The organism is Pseudomonas sp. K2I15, assembly GCF_002204795.1.
In the GTDB taxonomy this organism is placed as follows: domain Bacteria; phylum Pseudomonadota; class Gammaproteobacteria; order Pseudomonadales; family Pseudomonadaceae; genus Aquipseudomonas.
Genome location: NZ_NIXO01000060.1, coordinates 17,347 through 34,674 on the forward strand (window position 1 = coordinate 17,347; position 17,328 = coordinate 34,674).

Annotated in this window: 16 protein-coding genes; 1 reads left to right on the top strand and 15 read right to left on the bottom strand. The window is 60.4% G+C overall.

Features of this window, described 5'->3' with window-relative positions; all coding sequences use genetic code 11:
• The first annotated feature begins 15 nt into the window (after positions 1-15).
• A complete protein-coding gene (locus CEC48_RS32305) occupies positions 16-771 on the top strand; it encodes a methyl-accepting chemotaxis protein (protein WP_371916653.1) in 756 nt (251 codons plus the stop codon).
• Positions 772-833: 62 nt separating this feature from the next.
• On the opposite strand, the gene CEC48_RS26080 is transcribed toward CEC48_RS32305, so the two are convergent.
• The 15 genes from CEC48_RS26080 to CEC48_RS26150 form a co-directional block, all read right to left on the bottom strand.
• Positions 834-1,148, bottom strand: coding sequence for a DNA-binding transcriptional regulator (locus CEC48_RS26080; RefSeq protein ID WP_088426350.1), 315 nt, complete (start codon positions 1,146-1,148; stop codon positions 834-836).
• Positions 1,138-1,488, bottom strand: a complete 351-nt coding sequence (locus CEC48_RS26085; protein ID WP_088426351.1) for a toxin — start codon at positions 1,486-1,488, stop codon at positions 1,138-1,140. The genes CEC48_RS26080 and CEC48_RS26085 overlap by 11 nt, the downstream gene beginning before the upstream one ends.
• Before the next feature lie 238 nt (positions 1,489-1,726).
• Positions 1,727-3,190 (bottom strand): NADH-quinone oxidoreductase subunit NuoN, encoded by a 1,464-nt coding sequence (gene nuoN, locus CEC48_RS26090; protein ID WP_088426352.1) that lies wholly within the window; start codon positions 3,188-3,190, stop codon positions 1,727-1,729.
• A 7-nt stretch (positions 3,191-3,197) separates the two neighbouring features.
• The gene (gene nuoM, locus CEC48_RS26095; protein ID WP_076016753.1) at positions 3,198-4,730 is read right to left on the bottom strand and encodes an NADH-quinone oxidoreductase subunit M; all 1,533 of its coding nucleotides are present in this window, start codon (positions 4,728-4,730) and stop codon (positions 3,198-3,200) included.
• A 49-nt stretch (positions 4,731-4,779) separates the two neighbouring features.
• On the bottom strand, positions 4,780-6,633 hold the full coding sequence (gene nuoL, locus CEC48_RS26100) for an NADH-quinone oxidoreductase subunit L (protein ID WP_088426353.1): 1,854 nt from the start codon (positions 6,631-6,633) through the stop codon (positions 4,780-4,782).
• Positions 6,630-6,938 carry an NADH-quinone oxidoreductase subunit NuoK gene (gene nuoK / locus CEC48_RS26105; protein WP_003219560.1) on the bottom strand — a complete coding sequence of 103 codons (309 nt, stop codon included), beginning with the start codon at positions 6,936-6,938 and terminating at the stop codon, positions 6,630-6,632. The genes nuoL and nuoK overlap by 4 nt, the downstream gene beginning before the upstream one ends.
• A gap of 2 nt (positions 6,939-6,940) precedes the next feature.
• Positions 6,941-7,444, bottom strand: coding sequence for an NADH-quinone oxidoreductase subunit J (nuoJ, locus tag CEC48_RS26110; RefSeq protein WP_003219561.1), 504 nt, complete (start codon positions 7,442-7,444; stop codon positions 6,941-6,943).
• Between the two features lie 9 nt (positions 7,445-7,453).
• Positions 7,454-8,002, bottom strand: a complete 549-nt coding sequence (nuoI, locus tag CEC48_RS26115; RefSeq protein WP_003174725.1) for an NADH-quinone oxidoreductase subunit NuoI — start codon at positions 8,000-8,002, stop codon at positions 7,454-7,456.
• An 11-nt stretch (positions 8,003-8,013) separates the two neighbouring features.
• The gene (nuoH, locus tag CEC48_RS26120; protein ID WP_088426354.1) at positions 8,014-9,021 is read right to left on the bottom strand and encodes an NADH-quinone oxidoreductase subunit NuoH; all 1,008 of its coding nucleotides are present in this window, start codon (positions 9,019-9,021) and stop codon (positions 8,014-8,016) included.
• Entirely contained in the window at positions 9,018-11,732 is a 2,715-nt protein-coding gene (gene nuoG, locus CEC48_RS26125; RefSeq protein ID WP_088426355.1) for an NADH-quinone oxidoreductase subunit NuoG, read from the bottom strand. Before nuoG ends, nuoH begins: the two co-directional genes overlap by 4 nt.
• A gap of 135 nt (positions 11,733-11,867) precedes the next feature.
• Positions 11,868-13,226 (bottom strand): NADH-quinone oxidoreductase subunit NuoF, encoded by a 1,359-nt coding sequence (nuoF, locus tag CEC48_RS26130; RefSeq protein WP_088426356.1) that lies wholly within the window; start codon positions 13,224-13,226, stop codon positions 11,868-11,870.
• Positions 13,223-13,720, bottom strand: a complete 498-nt coding sequence (gene nuoE, locus CEC48_RS26135) for an NADH-quinone oxidoreductase subunit NuoE (protein ID WP_003219568.1) — start codon at positions 13,718-13,720, stop codon at positions 13,223-13,225. Before nuoE ends, nuoF begins: the two co-directional genes overlap by 4 nt.
• Positions 13,721-13,722: 2 nt before the next feature.
• Positions 13,723-15,507, bottom strand: a complete 1,785-nt coding sequence (nuoC, locus tag CEC48_RS26140) for an NADH-quinone oxidoreductase subunit C/D (RefSeq protein WP_088426357.1) — start codon at positions 15,505-15,507, stop codon at positions 13,723-13,725.
• A gap of 72 nt (positions 15,508-15,579) precedes the next feature.
• Positions 15,580-16,254, bottom strand: coding sequence for an NADH-quinone oxidoreductase subunit B family protein (locus tag CEC48_RS26145; protein ID WP_020296745.1), 675 nt, complete (start codon positions 16,252-16,254; stop codon positions 15,580-15,582).
• Positions 16,255-16,264: 10 nt separating this feature from the next.
• The gene (locus tag CEC48_RS26150) at positions 16,265-16,678 is read right to left on the bottom strand and encodes an NADH-quinone oxidoreductase subunit A (RefSeq protein WP_003219575.1); all 414 of its coding nucleotides are present in this window, start codon (positions 16,676-16,678) and stop codon (positions 16,265-16,267) included.
• Positions 16,679-17,328: the final 650 nt, after the last annotated feature.

Here is a 17,328-nt window from a genome sequence, read left to right on the forward strand (position 1 = left end):
CGCTCGGAAAAGGCCATGGAGCGCCAGCGTCACGAGACCGACCAGGTAGCCACTGCCATCAACGAAATGTCCTCCGCTGCCCATGAAGTGGCCCGCAGTGCCCAAGGCGCAGCGGTGGCGGCGCAACAGACCGACGCCGAGGGCCAGGCCGCGAAGAAAGTGGTGGATGGCAGCATTGCGCAGATCCATGCGCTGGTGAACGACATCCGCACCAGCGGTGTGTCCCTGGACAGCTTGCAGCAGGACGTTTCCTCGATTGTCAGCGTGCTTGGGGTGATCCGCTCGATTGCCGAGCAGACCAACTTGCTTGCCCTCAACGCTGCGATTGAAGCGGCGCGGGCAGGGGAGGCCGGTCGTGGTTTTGCCGTGGTCGCCGATGAGGTTCGGGCTTTGGCCAGCCGTACCCAGCAAAGCACCCAGGAAATCCAGGGCATGATCGACCGCCTGCAAAAAGGCACCGAAGCGGCTGTGGAATCGATGCGCCGCTCCAGTGATGCGGGTGACGGCACCTCGGCCAAGGCCAATGAAGCGGGTGCGTCCCTGGACACCATGGCGCAGTTGATCGGCACCATCAACTCGATGAACGCGCAGATTGCCAGTGCGGCCGAAGAGCAAACCGCCGTGGCCGAAGAGATCAACCGTAGCGTGCATCAGATTGCGGTGGCGGTGGACAGCGTGGCGGATGAAACCCAGCAGGGTGCACAGACGTCCCGCAGCCTGGCGGACCTTGGTCAGCGGTTGGGCCAATTGGTGGGGCAGTTCAGGATCTGAGGTTAACGCTTACCCCCCATCGGTAACATTCTGTTGCCGATGGGCCTGGCCAGATTGATCCATCAGGTCAACAGCGCCAACCGCTCCACCGTCTCCGGAAACTTCGCCACCAGCCGAATCAAGGTTGCCGCCTGAGCATTGGGTGTGGCCCGGCCTTGCTCCCAATTTTCCAGGGTCCGGGTATTGGTGCGCAGGTACATCGCAAACACCGAGCGCGACAGATTGAGTTGTTGACGCACAGCGACTACTTCGTCGGCAGTGAGCGGTGCCAGCTTGTTCAACTGCACCTTGTGGCTGCGCAGCGTTACCTTGCCTTGTCGTTCATCTGCCAGCGCGTCGAAGCCTTCGACCAGTTCGGAAAAGATGTCACGTTTCATAAGATTTTCTCGCTTTGATTTCCCTGTCCAGCAGGTCTTTGAGCGCCGTTTTGTGTTGAGCGCTCAGGTCGTCCTGTTCGTGTTTGCCATAAAGGGTGAACAGCCAGAATTGCGTACCGCCCGACCACCAGTAATAGATGACCCGCAGGCCACCACGTTTGCCTTTGTTGCGTCGCTCATCGACAAAGCGGACTTTGCGTAACCCGCCGTTCCCCTCTATCACGTCGCCCGCTTGCGGGTTCCTCATCAACGCCTGTTGAAAGCCGTGAAACAACTCATCACTCAGATAATCCCTGCGGTGCCGCTCAAAGGCTGGCAATTCGATAAATAGAGCATCCATGTTCTGTACGTAGCCTGCGTATAGTTTGGTGGCCCGTCTGCGGTGGGTCAAGTAACCCTGCTGTGGGATGTTTCCTAAAACACAACCACGATACGAGTGGCGCAGGCAGGTTGATGCCGGAAGGGGAGGCATCTCGATGAGGAAAAATCCCTTTGTGGGGCAGACAACAAACCAGTACCCCATAAACGAAAAACGGCGCCCGAAGGCGCCGTTCTGTTTACTGCATCTACCTAAGCGATCAACCCGCCATCACCGCATGCTGCACCAGGGTGAGCAACGGTTGTGGGTAAACACCCAGGAAGAACGCCAGCAGGGCGATTGCCAGCAGCATCACGCCGCCCGCTTTCTGTTCCCAGTGCAACTCGGCGTCCACACGGCGCAGGTTTGGCTCGATCAGGTACAAGGTCACCATCACGCGCAGGTAGTAGAAAACGCCGATGGCGCTGCCCAGTACCAGGGAGGCCACCAACCACCATTCGTGCGCTTCAACACCGGTCGCCACGATGTAGAACTTGCCGATGAAGCCAGCAGTCAGCGGAATACCGGCCAGGGACAGCATCATCACGGTCAGTACGGCGGTCAGGTACGGACGGCGCCAGAACAGGCCGCGGTATTCGTACAGGGCGTCCGCGTCACGGCCTTTGTAAGGCGAGGACATCAGTGTGATCACACCGAATGCACCCAGGCTTGTGATCACGTAGGTGACCAGGTATACGCCGATGGCTTCCATCGCCAGGCCCTTGCTCGCCACCAGGGCGATCAGCAGGTAACCGAAGTGCGCGATGGACGAATAACCCAGCAGACGCTTGAGGTTGTTCTGGGTCAGCGCCAGCAGGTTACCGAACAGGATCGAGGCGATCGCGATGATGGTCAGCACGTTGCTGAGTACACCGGTGTTGGCCGCAGGGGAGATCTGGAACAGACGCACCATCACGGCAAACACGGCGACTTTCGACGCGGTAGCCAGGAAAGCAGCCACCGGCGCCGGGGCGCCTTCGTACACGTCCGGGGTCCACAGGTGGAACGGCACCAGCGACAGTTTGAACGCCAGGCCGATCAGCATCATGGCCAGGCCCAGTTGGGCGATTGGCGCAGGGCTGCCGGAAGCTGCCAGGGCATGACCGATACCGCTGAAGCTCAGGCTGCCGGCTTCTGCGTAGAGCAGGGCCATACCGAACAACAGGAACGCGGAACCGGCGGCCGACAGCACCATGTACTTGATGCCGGCTTCCAGGGAACGCTTGTTGAAGAAGGCATACGCCACCAGGCCGTAGACCGGGATCGACAGCAGTTCCAGGCCGATGAACAAACCGGCCAGGTGCTGTGCGCTGACCAGCACGATACCGCCGGTCGCAGCCAGCAGGATCAGCAGGTACAGCTCTTCCTTGTTACCCGGGTAACCCGTGCCGCCTTCGCCGAGGTAGGCGTGGGCGAGGGTGACGCAGGCCAGGGTGGCCACGAGGATCAACGCGATGTACAGCAGCGCGAAGTCATCGACCATCAACAGCGGCGTGACCGCCAGCGGTGCGACCTTGAGTGCCGGGATAATCGACAGCAAGGCCAGGTTCAAACCTGCCACCGAAATCAGGAAGGTCTGTGAGTGGTTGCGGCGCCATGCGATCGCCAGCATCACCACCACAACGGTGAGGCTGGAGATCAGCAGCGGCGCAAGCGCGATAAAGTGTTGGATCGTGAATTCCATAGCGCTCTTACCGGGCCGAAGCGAGTTGAGTGAAGGCGGTGCTGAACCATTGCTGCACGCCATGCATCGTTGCGGCAGAGGTATCCAGGAACGGTTGTGGGTACACGCCGATGAAGATCAGCAATACCGCAAGACCGAGCACCATGATCAGTTCGCGACCATCCATGCCGTGCAACACGGTGTCGGACTTGGCCGGACCGAAGTACGCACGGTGGATCATGATCAGCGAGTAGACCGAACCGAACACCAGGCCTGAAGTCGCGATCGCACTGATCCACGGTGTATGCACGAAGGCACCCATCAGGATCAGGAACTCGCCGATGAAGTTACCGGTACCCGGCAAGCCCAGGGACGCGGCCGCAAAGAACAGGCTGATGGCCGGCAAGTAGGCAATACGCGACCACACGCCACCCATCTCACGCATGTCACGGGTGTGCAGGCGCTCGTACAGTTGGCCACTGAGGATAAACAGTGCGGCGGCTGAAACACCGTGAGCCAGCATCTGGATCACAGCGCCTTGCAGCGCCAGTTGGCTGCCGGAGTAGATGCCGATCAGTACGAAGCCCATGTGGGAAACGGACGAGAAGGCAATCAGACGCTTGATGTCGGTTTGGGCGAAGGCCAGGAACGCACCGTAGAAGATCCCGATCAGACCGAGGGTCATGGCGATCGGCGCAAACTCGGCCGAGGCATTCGGGAACAGCGGCAGGGCGAAACGCAGCAGGCCGTAGGCCGCGGTCTTCAACAGGATACCGGCCAGGTCCACGGAACCTGCGGTCGGCGCCTGGGCGTGAGCGTCAGGCAACCAGGAGTGGAACGGCACCACCGGCAGCTTCACCGCGAACGCGATGAAGAAGCCCAGCATCAGGATGTACTCGGTGGTCAGGGACATCTTGGTTTTCAACAGGTCGGCGTAGTTGAACGTAATCACGCCCGTGCTGTTGAAGTTGACCAGTACCAGACCCAGGATCGCCACCAACATGATCAGGCCGGAAGCCTGGGTGAAGATGAAGAACTTGGTCGCCGCGTAGATCCGGGTTTTCTTGCCGTCCGAAGAACTGTGACCCCAGAGCGCGATGAGGAAGTACATCGGCACCAGCATCATTTCCCAGAAGAAGAAGAACATGAACAGGTCCAGCGCAAGGAACACGCCGACAACGCCGCCCAAAATCCACATCAGGTTCAGGTGGAAGAAGCCCACGTGACGCTGAATTTCTTTCCAGGAGCAGAGTACCGAGAGGATACCCAGCAAACCGGTTAGCAGGATCATCAACAGCGACAGGCCGTCGAGGGCCAGGTGCACGTTGATGCCGAAGCGCTGGATCCACACGTGCTTGAATTCAAGCGCGAAGGTTGGATCGACACCCGGTGCCGGAGCAAATGAATAGTCGCCATGGGCCCACAGCCAGAGGCCGAGCGCGAGTTCCAGGGACATGGTCAGCAACGCAATCCAGCGGGGGAGGGTGGCGCCGAAGCGTTCACCCATCCAGCAGAGCAGGCCGCCGATAAAAGGGATCAGGATTAGCCAGGGCAGAATCATGACGGGCTCGTTTCCTTTCGCAAGTTCGCAAAGTTCGCAATGTGCATAGTCAGACCGCGACCACGATGATGGCGCCGATCACCAGAACGGCACCGGCCGCCATGGAAGCTGCATACCAACGCAATTGGCCGGTCTCGCTGCGGCTCAGGGCGGTGTGACCGGCCTTGGCGGCACGCGGGATCAAACCGATGGTCTGGTCGAGCGGGTCTTTACGCAGTACGTGGCTGATGGCTAGGTAGGGCTTGACGAACAGTTTGTCGTAGATCCAGTCGAAGCCCCAGGCAGCGAACCACCAGGCCGAAAGGAAGCGGCCAATGCCACTGTTGGCGATGGCGGTGACAAAGCGGCGCTTGCCCAGGAACAACAGGGCAGCCAGCAGGATACCGGCCAGGGCGATGGCGCCCGAAGCGATTTCCAGGCTGTGCTTGGCGGCGCCGCCGGCATGGCCAGCGCTTTCCGGCAGTACACCGGCCAGCGGCGGGGTGATCATGGCACCGACGAACGTCGACAGGATGATCAGCACCGACAGTGGCAGCCAGTGGGAAATGCCGTGGCCTGCGTGGGCTTCAGTCTTGGCTTCACCGTGGAACGTGATGAAGATCAGGCGGAAGGTGTACAGCGAGGTCATGAACGCACCCACCAGGCCGGCGTACAGCAGGCCGTGGTTACCGCTGGCAAAGGCTTCCCAGAGGATTTCGTCTTTCGAGTAGAAACCTGCGGTCACCAGTGGCAGGGCCGACAGGGCCGCACCGCCGACGATGAAGCTGGCGTAGGCCAACGGCAGTTTCTTCCACAGGCCGCCCATCTTGAAGATGTTCTGCTCGTGGTGGCAGGCAACGATCACCGCACCGGAAGCAAGGAACAGCAGGGCCTTGAAGAAGGCGTGGGTCATCAGGTGGAAGATCGCGCCGTCCCAGGCACCGACGCCCAGGGCCAGGAACATGTAGCCGATCTGGCTCATGGTCGAGTAGGCGAGGATACGCTTGATGTCGGTCTGAACCAGGGCTGCGAAGCCGGCCAGTACCAGGGTCACGCCGCCGACCAGGCCGACCAGATGCAGAATCTCTGGCGCCAGGGTGAACAGGCCGTGGGTACGGGCGATCAGGTAGACACCGGCGGTGACCATGGTGGCGGCGTGGATCAGTGCCGAAACCGGGGTAGGGCCCGCCATCGCGTCCGCCAGCCAGGTTTGCAGCGGCAGTTGTGCGGATTTACCCACAGCACCACCCAGCAGCATCAGGGTCGCCAGGGTGATCCAGAAGTCGCCGACCTGGAATTTCTGCGGTGCCAGCACCAGCAGTTCCTGGATGTTCAGCGTGCCCACTTGCTGGAACAGGATGAACAGGCCGATGGCCATGAACACGTCGCCGATCCGGGTCACGATGAAGGCTTTGAGTGCCGCGTTACCGTTGTTGCGGTTGCTGTAGTAGAAACCGATCAACAGGTACGAGCACAGGCCCACGCCTTCCCAGCCGAAGTACAGGAACAACAGGTTATCGCCCAGCACCAGGAACAGCATGCTCGCGATAAACAGGTTGGTGTAGGCGAAGAAGCGCGAGTAACCGGCTTCACCGCGCATGTACCAGGACGCGAACAGGTGGATCAGGAAGCCCACACCCACCACCACGCCCAGCATGGTGATCGACAGGCCGTCGACGTAGAGGGCGAAGTTGGGCTTGAAGCCCTCCACCGACATCCACTGCCACAGCACCAGGGTGTAATGACCGCCTTCAGGCGGCGCGACGTTGAATTGCCAGATGACGTAGGCGGCAACAATTGCCGACAGGCCAATGGAACCCACGCCGATCAAGGCCGAGAGGTTTTCCGACCAGCGTCCACGGGAGAACGACAGCAGCAGGAAACCGATCAGGGGAAATACGAAAGTCAGAAAGATCATGTTCATCCGCGCATCTCACTGGCAGCGTCGATATCAAGCGTGTGGAAGCGACGATACAGTTGCAGCAGGATCGCCAGGCCAATACTGGCCTCGGCGGCTGCCAGGCTGATCACCAGGATGAACATCACTTGTCCATCCGGCTGGCCCCAACGGCTACCGGCCACGATGAATGCCAGTGCGGCAGCGTTCATCATGATTTCCAGGCTCATCAACACGAACAGAATGTTGCGGCGAACCATCAGGCCGACCAGGCCAAGGCAGAACAGGATGCCGGCGACCGCCAGACCGTGCTCCAAAGGGATAGCAGGCATCGTCATTGCTCCTTGGCTTCGTTGCGGCCCAAGTGGAAGGCGGTGATGGCTGCAGCGAGCAGCAGCATCGAAGCCAGTTCGACCACCAGCAGGTACGGGCCGAACAGGCTGATGCCCACGGCTTTCGCGTCTACGGTGGTGTGGCCGATGGCCTGGCCGCTCTGGTGAGCGAACAGCACATACAGCAGTTCACCCAGCAGCAAGGCTGCGAGGATCACCGGGCCGAGCCAGATACCGGGCTTGAGCCAGACGCGCTCCTGGGCGACCGAAGCCGGCCCCAGGTTGAGCATCATCACCACAAACACGAACAGCACCATGATGGCGCCGGCGTAGGCGATCACTTCCAGCACGCCGGCGAACGGTGCGCCGAGGCTGAAGAAGGTCATGGCCACGGCGATCAGCGAAATGATCAGGTAGAGCAGGGCGTGCACGGGGTTAGTGTTGGTGATCACGCGAAGCGTGGACACCACTGCAATACCCGATGCGAAATAGAAAGCGAATTCCATCTTTCTTCCTTAAGGCAGCAAGCTCTTCACGTTGATCGGCTCGGCTTCGTTTTGTGCGGCGCCTTTGGGCTTACCGGCAACGGCCATACCTGCAACACGATAGAAGTTGTAATCAGGGTTTTTACCGGGACCAGAGATCAGCAGATCTTCTTTCTCGTACACCAGGTCCTGACGTTTGAACTCGGCCATCTCGAAATCCGGTGTCAGCTGGATCGCGGTGGTCGGGCAAGCTTCCTCGCAGAGGCCGCAGAAAATGCAGCGCGAGAAGTTGATGCGGAAGAAGTCCGGGTACCAGCGACCGTCTTCGGTTTCAGCTTTCTGCAACGAGATGCAGCCTACCGGGCACGCCACGGCGCACAGGTTGCAGGCCACGCAGCGCTCTTCGCCGTCGGGGTCGCGGGTCAGGACGATGCGGCCGCGATAACGCGGCGGCAGGTACACCGCTTCTTCCGGGTATTGCAGGGTGTCGCGTTTGCGAAAGCCGTGACCGAACACCATCACCAGGCTTCGCAACTGGGTACCGGTACCCTTAACGATGTCGCCAATATATTTGAACATGGGTCAAATCCTCACTGAACCGCGCCCGCTGGCGTGTTCAACAACACAACGGCAGCAGTCACCAGCAAATTGATCAGGGTCAGCGGCAGGCAGAATCGCCAGCTGAAATCCATCACCTGGTCATACCGTGGGCGCGGGATGGAAGCGCGCAGCAGGATGAACAGCATGATGAAGAACGCGGTCTTCAGGAAGAACCAGAAGAACGCCAGCTGCGGCAGGATGCCGAATGGGCCGTGCCAGCCGCCGAAGAACAGCGTGACCAGCAGGGCCGAGATCAAGATGATGCCGATGTACTCACCTACGAAGAACATGCCCCACTTCATGCCGGCATATTCAATGTGGTAACCGTCGGCCAGTTCCTGTTCCGCTTCCGGCTGGTCGAACGGGTGACGGTGAGTCACGGCGACGCCAGCGATGAAGAAGGTACAGAAGCCGAAGAACTGCGGAATGATGAACCACAGGTTCTGCGCCTGGTACTCGACGATGTCGCGCATGTTGAACGAGCCCACCTGCACCACGATGCCCATCAGCGCGAGGCCCATGAACACTTCGTAGGACACGGTCTGGGCCGAAGCCCGCAAGCTGCCCAAGAGGGCGAACTTGTTGTTACTGGCCCAACCGGCGAACAGCACCGCGTAGACCGACAAGCCGGCCATGGCGAAGAAGAACAGCAAGCCGATGTTCAGGTCCGCCACGCCCCAGGTCGGGGTGATCGGGATGACGGCGAAGGCAATCAGCAAGGCGCTCATGGCCACGACCGGTGCCAGGGTGAAGATCACCTTGTCGGCAAACGGCGGGGTCCAGTCTTCCTTGAAGAACATTTTCAGCATGTCGGCGGCGATCTGGAACATGCCGAACGGGCCAACGCGGTTCGGACCGTAACGGTCCTGCCACCAGCCCAGCAGGCGACGTTCGACGAAGCTGAGCAAGGCGCCCGCCACGACCACGGCCAACAGGATCACGATGGCCTTGACCACCGCGATGATCACGTCGATCACTTCAGGGGTGAACCAGGTCATTGAGCTGCCTCCTGCAGACCGTCAACGGTAAGGCCGAAGATCGCGGGAGGAATCCCGGCGAGGCCTTTTGGCAATGCAACCAGGCCAGCCCCCAACTCTTCGTCGATGCGCAGCGGCAGACGCAGGGTCTTGCCGGCTACGTTCAAGCTGAGCAGGGCACCGTCGTTGACGCCCAAGCGGTCGGCTTCGGACTTGGCTACGGACACATAGGCTTGTGGAATGCGCTCTTGTACCGGCGCGGCTTTGGAAGAGGTTTCTTCGCTGCCGAACAGGTGGAAGAACGGCACAACCTGCCAGGTACCCTGGGCCGGGTTGAACGGACGCGGCACACTGGCGAACCAGTTCAGCGAGTCACCGGTGCTTTCAATCAGGCGGGTGCCCGGGTCGCCAGCACGGATGTGACCACCGACTTCGTCCTGGAACTTGTTCCAGGCTTGCGGCGAGTTCCAGCCCGGCGACCAGGCAAATGGCACCTGCTGACGTGGCTCGACCGAACCCGAGTAACCTTCCATGGAGAAGGCGAACGCGGTGTCGATGTCTTGCGGGGTACGTGGCTCATGCACGCTGATGTCAGCACGCATGGCGGTACGGCCGGAGTAACGCAGCGGTTCGCGGGCAAGCTTCATGCCCTTGATACGGAACGAGGCAGACTGTGCAGCGTCGACGATGCGTGCCAGTTGCGGTGCGGCTGCGGCTGCGGCTGCGGTCACGTGGTCGAGCTGGGTCCAGTCGATCGGCTGGTTCAGCAGGGTGGCGCGCAGGGCATGCAGCCAGCGCCAGCCTTCGTGAACCAGGATGCTGGCGTCCATGTACTTCGGATCGAACACCTGGAAGAAGCGCTGGGCGCGGCCTTCCTGGCTGACCAGGGTACCGTCGCCTTCAGCAAAGCTGGCGGCTGGCAGTACCAGGTGAGCGCGGTCGCTGGTGGCGGTTTTCTGGTGGTCGGCAACGATCACCACTTTGGCCGCGTTCAGCGCTGCGTCGACCTTGGCCGAATCAGTGCGGGTGTACAGGTCGTTTTCCAGTACCACGATCGCGTCGGCGCTGCCGTCGGTCACGGCTTGCAGGGCGGCGTCCAGGGACTCGCCACCGAGCATGGCCAGGCCGAGGCTGTTGGCTTCCGGCACGATCAGGCTGATGGAACCGTTCTTCTCGCGCAGCTTCAAGGCTTTGGCGATGTTGGCAGCGGCTTCGATCAGCGCCTTGGAACCCAACGAGGTACCGGCAATGATCAACGGACGCTTGGCCGCCAGCAGGGCGTCGGCGATGCGCTTGGCCAGTTCAACGGCTTCAGCGTCCAGGCCTTCAACGGCAGGCGCGCTGGCATCGATGGCGTGGGCCACGGCGAAACCGATGCGAGCCAGGTCGTCGGGTGCGGCGTGTACGCATTCTTCAGCGATGTCGTCGAGCTTGGTGTCGGTCAGGCTGGCGATAAACAGCGGGTTCAGCGCGTGCTGGCCGATGTTTTTCACCGCAGCGTCGAGCCAAGGCTGGACGCGCATGGCGTCGGCCATGTCTTCGGCCTTGCCTTTTACCGACTGGCGCAGGGACAGGGCAACGCGGGCAGCGGTCTGGGTCAGGTCTTCACCAAGGACGAAGATCGCGTCGTGGTCTTCGATGTCGCGCATGTTCGGAACCGGCAGCGGGCTGTCGTTCAGAACTTGCAGCACCAGGCGGATGCGCTCCAGTTCACCGGCTTCGATACCCGAGTAGAAGTGCTCGGCACCCACCAGTTCGCGCAACGCGTAGTTGCTTTCGAGGCTGGCGCGGGGCGAACCGATACCGACGATGTTGCGACCGCGCAGCAGGTCAGCGGCTTTATCCAGCGCTTCGTCGAGGCTCAGCTTGGCGCCGTCGGCCAGCAGTGGCTGACGCGGGCGGTCTTCACGGTTGACGTAGCCATAACCGAAACGGCCACGGTCGCACAGGAAGTACTGGTTGACCGAACCGTTGAAGCGGTTTTCGATACGACGCAGTTCGCCATAACGCTCGCCCGGGGAGATGTTGCAACCGCTGGAGCAGCCATGGCAGATGCTCGGCGAGAACTGCATGTCCCACTTACGGTTATAGCGCTCGGAGTGAGTCTTGTCGGTGAACACACCGGTCGGGCAGACCTCGGTGAGGTTGCCGGAGAACTCGCTTTCCAGGGTGCCGTCTTCAACGCGACCGAAGTACACGTTGTCGTGGGCGCCGAATACACCGAGGTCGGTGCCGCCGGCGTAGTCCTTATAGAAGCGTACGCAGCGGTAGCAAGCGATGCAGCGGTTCATCTCGTGGGAAATGAACGGGCCCAGTTGCTGGTTCTGGTGAGTACGCTTGGTGAAGCGATACCGGCGCTCGTTGTGGCCGGTCATCACGGTCATGTCTTGCAGGTGGCAGTGACCGCCTTCCTCACACACAGGGCAGTCGTGCGGGTGGTTGGTCATCAGCCATTCGACGACGCTGGCGCGAAACACTTTCGCTTCTTCGTCTTCGATGGAAATCCAGCTGCCGTCGGTGGCAGGGGTCATGCAGGACATGACGATACGACCACGGGTGTCGTTCTCGTCGGTGTACTGCTTGACCGCGCACTGGCGGCAAGCGCCAACGCTGCCAAGGGCGGGGTGCCAGCAGAAATATGGAATGTCGAGGCCTAGCGACAGACACGCCTGTAACAGGTTGTCTGCCCCATCGACTTCGAGCTCTTTGCCGTCTACGTGGATAGTGGCCATGGTTCAAAGTTCTTCGTTGGCCCGGTGTCAGCGGGCGTGGCTAATGGAATCTTGTTATTCATGTGCATCAACACAGCCATAAAGGCGTCAGCACATGAGAAGGCGAGGGGCACGGACCCTTCGCCTTTTTAAGCGTTACGCACCGACCATGGTCGGTGTTACCACCTGATTCAGGTCGCCGGCGCGCGCAGGTGCGATGCCAGCCTCGAATTCAGAGCGGAAGTATTTGATCGCGCTGCCCAATGGCTCCACGGCGCCCGGTGCGTGAGCACAGAAGGTCTTGCCAGGGCCGAGGAAACCGACCAGACCCAGCAGGGTCTCGATATCGCCGGGCTGACCTTCGCCGTTCTCGATGGCCATCAGCAGCTTGACGCTCCATGGCAAACCATCGCGGCACGGGGTGCAGAAACCACAGGATTCGCGGGAGAAGAACTGCTCCATGTTGCGCAGCAACGACACCATGTTCACGGTGTTGTCCACGGCCATGGCCAGGCCAGTACCCATACGGGTGCCCACCTTGCCGATGCCGCCGGCGTACATTTGTGCGTCCAGGTGCTCGGGCAACAGGAAGCCGGTACCGGCGCCGCCTGGCTGCCAGGCCTTGAGGGTGTAGCCGTCGCGCATGCCGCCGGCGTAGTCCTCGAACAGCTCGCGTGCGGTCACGCCGAAAGGCAGTTCCCACAGGCCCGGGTTCTTGACCTTGCCGGAGAAGCCCATGAGCTTGGTGCCCATGTCTTCGCTGCCTTCGCGGGCCAACGATTTGTACCACTCCACGCCGTCGCCGATGATTGCCGGCACGTTGCACAGGGTTTCAACGTTGTTCACGCACGTCGGCTTGCCCCACACGCCAACGGCGGCAGGGAAGGGCGGCTTGGAACGCGGGTTGGCGCGGCGGCCTTCGAGGGAGTTGATCAGTGCGGTTTCTTCACCGCAGATATAACGCCCGGCGCCGGTGTGCACGAACAGTTCGAAGTCAAAACCGGAACCCAGGATGTTCTTGCCCAAAAGGCCTGCAGCCTTGGCTTCTTCCACGGCACGGGTCAGGTGCTTGGCGGCGGTGGTGTATTCGCCACGCAGGAAGATATAGCCACGGTAGGTTTTCAGCGCGCGGGCACTGATCAGCATGCCTTCGATCAGCAGATGGGGCAGTTGCTCCATCAGCATGCGGTCTTTCCAGGTGTTCGGCTCCATTTCATCCGCGTTGCACAGCAGGTAGCGGATGTTGATGGATTCGTCCTTGGGCATCAGGCCCCACTTAACACCCGTGGGGAAGCCAGCACCGCCGCGGCCTTTAAGGCCTGCGTCTTTCACGGTCTGGACGATGTCGTCCTGGGCCATGTCGGCAAAGGCTTTGCGCGCGGCCGCGTAACCGTTCTTGGCCTGGTATTCGTCGAGCCACACGGCTTCGCCGTCGTCACGCAGGCGCCAGGTCAGCGGGTGAGTCTCAGCCGTGCGCTTGATGCGGTTGGCAGGACCGAAGGAAGTCAGGGTCATGGGTAGCCCTCGAGCAATTGGGTGACGCCAGCAGGCTGTACGTCGCCGAATGTGTCGTCGTCGATCATCAACGCCGGCGCCTTGTCACAGTTGCCCAGGCAGCACACCGGCAGCAGCGTGAAGCGCCCGTCCGGGGTGGTTTGGCCCAGGCCGATGCCCAGCTTGCTCTGGATTTCGCTGACCACCGACTCGTGGCCACCGATGTAGCAGACCATGCTGTCGCATACGCGAATGATGTGGCGGCCAACCGGCTGGCGGAAGATCTGGCTGTAGAACGTCGCCACGCCTTCAACGTCGCTGGCAGGGATGCCGAGGATCTCGCCGATGGCGTAGAGGGCGCCGTCCGGCACCCAGCCACGTTCCTTCTGGACGATCTTCAAGGCTTCGATCGACGCCGCGCGCGGGTCTTCGTAGTGATGCAGCTCGTGCTCGATGGCCGAGCGCTCGGTTTCACTCAAGGTGAAACGGTCTGTCTGGATAAGCGTGCTATTCATGCTTAGCGGTCCACGTCGGCCATAACGAAATCGATACTACCCAGGTACGCAATCAAGTCCGCGACCATTTCACCCTTGATCACCGAAGGGATCTGCTGCAGGTGCGGGAAGCTTGGGGTGCGAATCCGGGTGCGGTAGCTCATGGTGCCGCCATCGCTCGTCAGGTAATAACTGTTGATACCCTTGGTCGCTTCGATCATCTGGAAGGACTCGTTGGCCGGCATTACCGGGCCCCACGAAACTTGCAGGAAGTGCGTGATCAGGGTTTCGATGTGTTGCAGCGTGCGCTCTTTCGGCGGCGGCGTGGTCAGCGGGTGATCCGCCTTGTACGGGCCTTCCGGCATGTTGCGCATGCACTGTTCGATGATTTTCAGGCTCTGGCGCATTTCTTCGACGCGCACGATGCAGCGGTCGTAGGCATCGCCGTTGGCTGCCAGCGGCACTTCGAATTCGAAGTTCTGGTAGCCGGAGTACGGGCGCGCTTTACGCAGGTCGAAATCGCAACCGGTGGAACGCAGGCCGGCACCGGTGACGCCCCATTCCAGGGCCTCTTTGGTGTTGTAGGCAGCGACGCCGATGGTCCGGCCTTTGAGAATGCTGTTGTCCAGGGCGGCTTTCTGGTACTCGTCCAGACGTTTGGGCATCCAGTCGATGAATTCCTTGACCAGGCGTTCCCAGCCACGCGGCAGGTCGTGGGCAACACCGCCGATGCGGTACCAGGCCGGGTGCAGGCGGAAACCGGTGATGGCTTCGATCACCTTGTAGGCGCGTTGACGGTCGGTGAAGGTGAAGAACACCGGGGTCATGGCGCCGACGTCCTGGATATAGGTACCCAGGAACAGCAGGTGGCTGGTGATCCGGAAGAACTCGGCCATCATGATGCGGATGGTGTCGACCTTGTCCGGTACCTTGATGCCGGCCAGCTTCTCGACCGAGAGCACGTACGGCAGGTTGTTCATCACGCCGCCGAGGTAGTCGATACGGTCGGTGTACGGGATGAAGCTGTGCCACGACTGACGCTCGGCCATCTTCTCGGCACCACGGTGGTGGTAGCCGACGTCAGGCACGCAGTCGACGATTTCTTCGCCGTCCAGTTGCAGGATGATGCGGAAGGCACCGTGAGCCGAAGGGTGGTTCGGGCCCAGGTTGAGGAACATGTAGTCCTCGTTGGTACCGGAGCGCTTCATGCCCCAGTCTTCCGGACGGAAGCGTGCCGCCTCTTCTTCAAGCTGTTGCTTGGCGAGGGTCAGGCTGAATGGATCGAATTCGGTGGCGCGGGCAGGGAAGTCCTTGCGCAGCGGGTGACCTTCCCAGGTCGGCGGCATCATGATGCGCGTCAGGTGCGGGTGGCCTGGGAAGTCGATGCCGAACATGTCCCACACTTCACGCTCGTACCAGTTGGCGTTAGGCCAGATACCGGTCACGGTCGGAACGCTCAGGTCGCTCTCGGAGAGGGCCACCTTGATCATCACGTCGCTGTTACGTTCCAGCGACATCAGGTGGTAGAACACGGTGAAATCGGCGCCGCTCGGCAGCCCCTGGCGCTTGGTGCGCAGGCGCTCGTCCACGCCATGCAGGTCATACAGCATGACGTACGGCTTGGGCAGGTTGCGCAGGAAGCTCAGGACTTCGACGAGCCTGGCACGCGCCACCCACAGCACCGGCATACCGGTGCGTGTGGCCTGGGCGGTGAAGGCGTCAGGGCCAAAACGGTTATTGAGTTCGACGACCACATCCTGGTCGTCTGCCTTATAAGGCGGGATGCGTCGAGCACTGCCTGTAGTCATGGTTTTTTATCGCTTTCGGTCAACGTAAAGAATGAAGCCAGGTTTTCGTTCTATAAAAGAAGCGGTTCTGGATCAGACTTCGTCGGGGCTGCGCAGGTTGGTTACCTGAATACGCTGTTCGCGGCGCTGTTCCTTTTGTGACGGCATCTCGGCGCGGTATACGCCTTGATCTCCGACAACCCAGGAAAGTGGGCGACGCTCCTTGCCAATCGATTCCTGCAGCAGCATCAAGCCTTGCAGAAATGCTTCAGGGCGGGGCGGGCAGCCAGGCACGTAGACGTCCACGGGCAGGAACTTGTCCACCCCTTGAACCACGGAGTAGATGTCGTACATGCCACCGGAGTTGGCGCACGAACCCATGGAGATAACCCACTTTGGCTCGAGCATTTGCTCGTAGAGACGCTGAATGATCGGCGCCATCTTGATAAAGCAGGTACCGGCGATAACCATGAAATCCGCCTGACGCGGCGATGCCCGGATAACTTCGGCGCCAAAGCGCGCGATGTCGTGGGGCGCCGTGAAGGCGGTGGTCATTTCCACGTAGCAGCAGGACAGACCGAAGTTGTACGGCCACAGGGAGTTTTTACGTCCCCAGTTGACCGCGCCATTCAGCACGTCTTCGAGCTTGCCCATGTAGATGTTTTTGTGGACTTGGTCTTCTAACGGGTCGGAAACGGTTTCGCGTTCGCCGATTGGGTACTGCTCGTTAGGAGCATCCGGGTCGATCCTGGTGAGATTGTATTGCATCGCCAAAGCCTCATTGTTTCAGCTTCGCTTGCCGCTTGCGACGAGCTTCCGGAGCCCAATCAAGGGCGCCCACTCGAAATAGGTAGACAAGGCCTGCCAACAGAATTGCTATGAAAACGAGGGCTTCGACGAATCCGGTCCAGCCGCTTTCGCGGACGGACACAGACCAGGCAAAGAGAAAAAGGGCTTCGATATCGAAGATCACGAAGAGCATCGCGACCAGATAGAATTTGGCTGAGAGCCGCAAGCGGGCGCCACCTGTAGGCAGCATGCCGGACTCGAACGGTTCATTTTTGCTGCGGCCCCAGGCTTTTGACCCGAGGAGGCTGGAGACACCGAGCATGAAGGCGCAAAGGCCGACAACACCGAGGAGGAAAATGGCAAAGCCCCAGTTGTGGGCCATGAGTCCTGTCGCTTCGGTCATGCTGGAAATCCTTAACAGAGAGCAAAGGTCTCTGAGCTTGAAAAAGTAACGATGCAGTGACGATATGTCGCAGCGCAATCAATCGCGGTGATTTTATGGCTAAACACCGGGCAAGTAAAATTCCTATAGCGAAATTATTCGATGGAATAAGGACATAGTGCACCTTCTTGGGGCTGTAGCCCTTGCGGGGCGGGCATTAGCGGGCTTTTCGCCAATTATGTTTTGTTTAAGCTGTAAAGAAGTTTTCATGCTCTAAATGATAATGAATATTGTTTGCGTGGATTTTAAACAGCTGTTCGGGGTTTAGCGGAGGAAGTTGCTGTTACTTGTGCTCGTGGTGCTAGTTGGTAAAGCGGATCTTTTAACTGGTTTTGTAGGTGGGGATACCGCTCTGGGTCAATGTTTTGATCGAAATTTGGGGGTTGGGGGGGCGGCTTGATGGTGTACATATCCGTTGCTGCGGTAACGGCTTCCTAGGGTTCCGCTCTTACAGCGGCTCACTTTTGAACAGCGCAAAAGTAAGCAAAACGCTCTGCCCCGCCTGTCGGCGCCTCGCTTAGGCTCGGCGTGCCCTCACTCCGGCATTGCTCCGCGGGCCGCCGCGACGGCCCGTCCCTGGCCCGTCGCGGCTAAACCGGCGTCCTGCCGGT

What these genes read in the sequence shown, in the direction of transcription:
- CEC48_RS32305 (WP_371916653.1), top strand. Translation starts at nt 16, where the DNA reads ATGGAGCGCCAGCGTCACGAGACCGACCAGGTAGCCACTGCCATCAAC.
- CEC48_RS26080 (WP_088426350.1), bottom strand. Translation starts at nt 1,148, where the DNA reads ATGAAACGTGACATCTTTTCCGAACTGGTCGAAGGCTTCGACGCGCTG.
- CEC48_RS26085 (WP_088426351.1), bottom strand. Translation starts at nt 1,488, where the DNA reads ATGGATGCTCTATTTATCGAATTGCCAGCCTTTGAGCGGCACCGCAGG.
- nuoN (WP_088426352.1), bottom strand. Translation starts at nt 3,190, where the DNA reads ATGGAATTCACGATCCAACACTTTATCGCGCTTGCGCCGCTGCTGATC.
- nuoM (WP_076016753.1), bottom strand. Translation starts at nt 4,730, where the DNA reads ATGATTCTGCCCTGGCTAATCCTGATCCCTTTTATCGGCGGCCTGCTC.
- nuoL (WP_088426353.1), bottom strand. Translation starts at nt 6,633, where the DNA reads ATGAACATGATCTTTCTGACTTTCGTATTTCCCCTGATCGGTTTCCTG.
- nuoK (WP_003219560.1), bottom strand. Translation starts at nt 6,938, where the DNA reads ATGCCTGCTATCCCTTTGGAGCACGGTCTGGCGGTCGCCGGCATCCTG.
- nuoJ (WP_003219561.1), bottom strand. Translation starts at nt 7,444, where the DNA reads ATGGAATTCGCTTTCTATTTCGCATCGGGTATTGCAGTGGTGTCCACG.
- nuoI (WP_003174725.1), bottom strand. Translation starts at nt 8,002, where the DNA reads ATGTTCAAATATATTGGCGACATCGTTAAGGGTACCGGTACCCAGTTG.
- nuoH (WP_088426354.1), bottom strand. Translation starts at nt 9,021, where the DNA reads ATGACCTGGTTCACCCCTGAAGTGATCGACGTGATCATCGCGGTGGTC.
- nuoG (WP_088426355.1), bottom strand. Translation starts at nt 11,732, where the DNA reads ATGGCCACTATCCACGTAGACGGCAAAGAGCTCGAAGTCGATGGGGCA.
- nuoF (WP_088426356.1), bottom strand. Translation starts at nt 13,226, where the DNA reads ATGACCCTGACTTCCTTCGGTCCTGCCAACCGCATCAAGCGCACGGCT.
- nuoE (WP_003219568.1), bottom strand. Translation starts at nt 13,720, where the DNA reads ATGAATAGCACGCTTATCCAGACAGACCGTTTCACCTTGAGTGAAACC.
- nuoC (WP_088426357.1), bottom strand. Translation starts at nt 15,507, where the DNA reads ATGACTACAGGCAGTGCTCGACGCATCCCGCCTTATAAGGCAGACGAC.
- CEC48_RS26145 (WP_020296745.1), bottom strand. Translation starts at nt 16,254, where the DNA reads ATGCAATACAATCTCACCAGGATCGACCCGGATGCTCCTAACGAGCAG.
- CEC48_RS26150 (WP_003219575.1), bottom strand. Translation starts at nt 16,678, where the DNA reads ATGACCGAAGCGACAGGACTCATGGCCCACAACTGGGGCTTTGCCATT.